Origin of the sequence: Arenimonas malthae CC-JY-1 (assembly GCF_000747075.1) — a bacterium.
Lineage (GTDB): Bacteria > Pseudomonadota > Gammaproteobacteria > Xanthomonadales > Xanthomonadaceae > Arenimonas > Arenimonas malthae.
Genome location: NZ_AVCH01000075.1, coordinates 1 through 3,768, shown reverse-complemented (window position 1 = coordinate 3,768; position 3,768 = coordinate 1). Strand labels below are relative to the sequence as shown.

General features: G+C 71.8%; 2 protein-coding genes and 1 pseudogene. All 3 read left to right on the top strand.

From position 1 onward, the window contains the following. A partial coding sequence (gene yidC, locus N790_RS04560; RefSeq protein ID WP_052385683.1) for a membrane protein insertase YidC occupies positions 1-1,540 on the top strand: 1,540 nt, incomplete at its 5' end. Positions 1,541-1,697: 157 nt separating this feature from the next. Then, positions 1,698-3,026, top strand: coding sequence for a tRNA uridine-5-carboxymethylaminomethyl(34) synthesis GTPase MnmE (mnmE, locus tag N790_RS04555; protein WP_043801344.1), 1,329 nt, complete (start codon positions 1,698-1,700; stop codon positions 3,024-3,026). Positions 3,027-3,161: 135 nt separating this feature from the next. Next, positions 3,162-3,768: pseudogene (locus tag N790_RS04550) on the top strand (energy transducer TonB); the annotation flags it as partial.

Below are 3,768 nucleotides of genomic sequence, written 5' to 3'. Positions count from 1 at the left end.
CCTGCCCGACGCCGCCACCGACGCGCCGGCCGCCCCGGCGGCCACCGCCGCCACCGGTGGCCTGGTGCGGGTGCGCACCGACGTGCTCGACCTGCGCATCGACCTGCGCGGCGGCACCCTGGTGGGCGCCGAGCTGCTCGACTACCCGGTCACCAAGGACCAGCCCGAGCGCAAGGTCCGCCTGTTCGACGCCGACCCGGCCCGCTTCTCGGTCGCGCAGTCCGGCCTGGTCGCCACCACCGGCACCGCGCCCAGCCACGAGGCGCTGTTCCGCACCGAGGACGGCCGCAACGACTACTCGCTGGCCGATGGCCAGGCGTCGCTCGAACTGCCGCTGCTGTGGACCGACCCGGCCACGGGCATGACGGTGCGCAAGACCTTCGTGTTCGACCGCGGCAGCTATGCGCTGCGCCTGCGCGAAGAAATCCGCAACGAGGGCGCCAGCGCCTGGCGCGGCTACGGTTACCAGCAGCTGCAGCGCGTGCCGCCGCCGGCCGCTTCGCGCACCTCCGGACTGACCAACCCCGAGGCCTACAGCTTCGTCGGCGCGGCCTGGTACAGCCCCGAGGACAAGTTCGACAAGCGCAAGTTCGCCGACTTCGCCGAAGACGGCCCGCTCAACAAGGACGCCACCGGCGGCTGGATCGCGCTGCTCCAGCACCACTTCCTGGTGGCCTGGGTGCCGTCCGGCGCCGAGCCCCAGCGCTTCTCGCTGGCGACGCTGGGCGAGGGCACGCCGCGTTACCTGGTGCGCAGCGTTGGCGCGCCCTTCGAAGTGGCGCCGGGCACCAGCACCACCCGCGAGGCCACGCTCTGGGTCGGCCCGAAGCTGCAGGAGCAGCTGGAAGCGGTGGCGCCGGGCCTGAAGCTCACGCTCGACTACGGCATCTTCACCTTCCTCGCGCAGCCGATGTTCGACTACGTGCTCAAGCCCCTGCACGACCTCACCGGCAACTGGGGCTGGGCGATCATCCTGACGGTGCTGGCGATCAAGATCGCGCTGTACTGGCTGTCGGCCAAGCAGTACCGCAGCTTCGCCAAGATGCGCGCCATCCAGCCGCGCATCGAAGCGCTCAAGGAGCGCTACGGCGACGACAAGCAGAAGTTCCAGATGGCGATGATGGAGCTCTACAAGAAGGAGAAGGTCAACCCGGCCGCCGGCTGCCTGCCGATCCTGGTGACCATCCCGGTCTTCATCGCGCTGTACTGGATGCTGCTCGAGTCGGTGGAAATGCGCCAGGCGCCCTGGATCGGCTGGATCCAGAACCTGACCGCGCCGGACCCGTACTTCATCCTGCCGGCGATCAACCTGGCGGTGATGTACCTCACCCAGAAGATGACGCCGACGCCGGGCATGGACCCGATGCAGAAGAAGATGATGACGGCCATGCCGCTCGTCTTCGGCGTGATGATGGCCTTCTTCCCCTCGGGCCTGGTGCTGTACTGGTGCACCAACGGCATCCTGGGCCTGCTGCAGCAGTGGATCATCACCAAGCGCCACGGCGACAAGCCCGGCACCACCCCGGCCGTGGCGAAGTAATCCTTTGCCACGGATCTGCGCGGAAGGACGCGGATAGCGCGTTCTTGAAGTCTGCGATGTTTCCCGGAAGGGCGGCCCGTGAGGCCGCCCTTCTTTTTTGTAGAAGGCTTTTGCCCTGTCCGCGTCCTTCCGCGTGAATCCGTGGCTAAATAAACAGATGACCCAGCGCGAAACGATTGCGGCGATTGCGACGGCGGCCGGTGCGGCGGGCGTGGGCATCGTGCGGGTGAGCGGGCCGGGCTGCCGGGCCATCGCGGCCACGCTGCTGGGGCGCCCGCCGGAACCGAGGCATGCGCATTACCTGCGCTTCCGCGACGGCGACGGCGAAGTGATCGACGACGGCCTGCTGATCCACTTCCCCGCGCCGCAGTCCTACACCGGCGAAGACGTGCTGGAACTGCAGGGCCACGGCAGCCCGCTGCTGCTCGCGCGACTGCTGCGCCGCTGCCTGGACCTGGGCGCGCGGCCGGCGCGGCCGGGCGAGTTCACCGAGCGTGCCTTCCTGGAAGGCCGGCTCGACCTGGCCCAGGCCGAGGCCGTGGCCGACCTCATCAGCGCCGGCAGCGAAGCCGCCGTGCGCGCCGCGCGGCGCTCGCTCGACGGCGAATTCTCGCGGCGCGTGCACGCGGTGGTGGAAGGCCTGACCGCGCTGCGCGTGTGGGTGGAGGCCGCGCTTGATTTCCCCGAGGAGGAAGTCGATTTCCTGGCCGCGCCGGAACTGCGCCGCCGCCTGCACGACGTCGCCGCCGACCTGGCCGCCCTGCGCGCCGCCGCCGGCCGCGGCCAGCGCCTGGTGGACGGCCTGCACGTGGTCATCGCCGGCGCGCCCAATGCCGGGAAGTCATCGCTGCTCAACGCGCTGGCCGGCGAAGACCGCGCCATCGTCACCGACATCGCCGGCACCACCCGCGACGTGCTGCGCGAACGGGTGCGCGTGGACGGCATCGAGCTCACCCTGGTGGACACCGCCGGCCTGCGCGAGGCGCCGGACGTCGTGGAACAGGAGGGCATCCGCCGCGCCCGCGCCGAACTCGCGCGCGCCGACCTGGTGCTGGCGGTGCTCGACGACCAGGCGCCGGTCCCCGAGCTGCCGCTGCCCGCCGGCGTCCCGGTGCTGTGGCTGCACAACAAGGCCGACCTCAGCGGCGCCGCCGCCCACGCCGAGCGCCGGCCCGACGGCGAACACCTGTGGCTGTCGGCGCGCACCGGCGAGGGCCTGGACGCGCTCCGCCAGCGCCTGCGCGAAGCCGCAGGGCTGGGCGAGGGCAGCGAGGGTGCCTTCAGCGCCCGCGCCCGCCACGTGGACGCCCTGGCCCGCGCCGACGCCCTGCTGGCCCAGGCCGCCGCCCAGCTGCACCATGGCGCCGGCGAGCTCGCTGCCGAGGAACTGCGCCGGGCGCAGGACGCCCTGGGCGAAATCACCGGCACCGTGGACGCCGACGCCCTGCTCGGCCGCATCTTCGGCGACTTCTGCATAGGCAAGTGAGACCGGGCAACCGCGCGTCGGCCCGCCCCGGCAAAACGTGCGCCAGGTCGCAGCCCGAAACGACTCCGCCTTGACAAACCGGCCAAACTCTTATGTGCTGAACGTCATGGTTTGTTCATTTTCAGGGGATCACCGATGACCGTTTCCACGCCCGCCTCCTCCCGCGCCTTGCGCTGGGGCATTGCCCTGGCCCTGGGCCTGAGCCTGGCCGCCTGCTCCAAGGAAGAGGCCGCGCCCGCCGCCGCCGACGCCGAGAAGCCGGCCGCCGCCGCCCCCGCGGGCGGCCCCAGCGCCGAGGAAGTGGCCGCGCAGGAAGCCGCGCAGGCCGCCGAGGCCGCCCTGGCCGCCCTGGGCGCCGACGAACTGCGCAGCCGCGGCAGCCAGGCCCTGCGCGAACAGCGCCTGTACGCGCCGGCCGGCGACAACGCCATGGAGTACTACCTGGCCCTGCGCCAGAAGACCGACAAGCCCGATGCGTCCGCCGAGAGCGCGCTCATCGACCTGATGCCCTACGCCATCATCGCCGCCGAGCAGGCCATCGGCCGCGAGGACTTCGTCGAAGCCGAGCGCCTGCGCTCGCTGATCGAGCGTACCGACGCCCAGACCCCGGCCCTGCCGCGCATCAAGGACTCGATCGCCAAGGGCCGCGCCGGCGTCGCCGAGCGCGCCGAGGCCGAGGCCGAGCGCCTGGCCCAGCGCGAGCGCGAAGCCGAAGCCGCCGCCCAGCGCGCCGCCCAGGAAG

Coding starts and splice junctions, on each gene's coding strand:
- mnmE (WP_043801344.1), top strand. CDS start 1,698: ATGACCCAGCGCGAAACGATTGCGGCGATTGCGACGGCGGCCGGTGCG.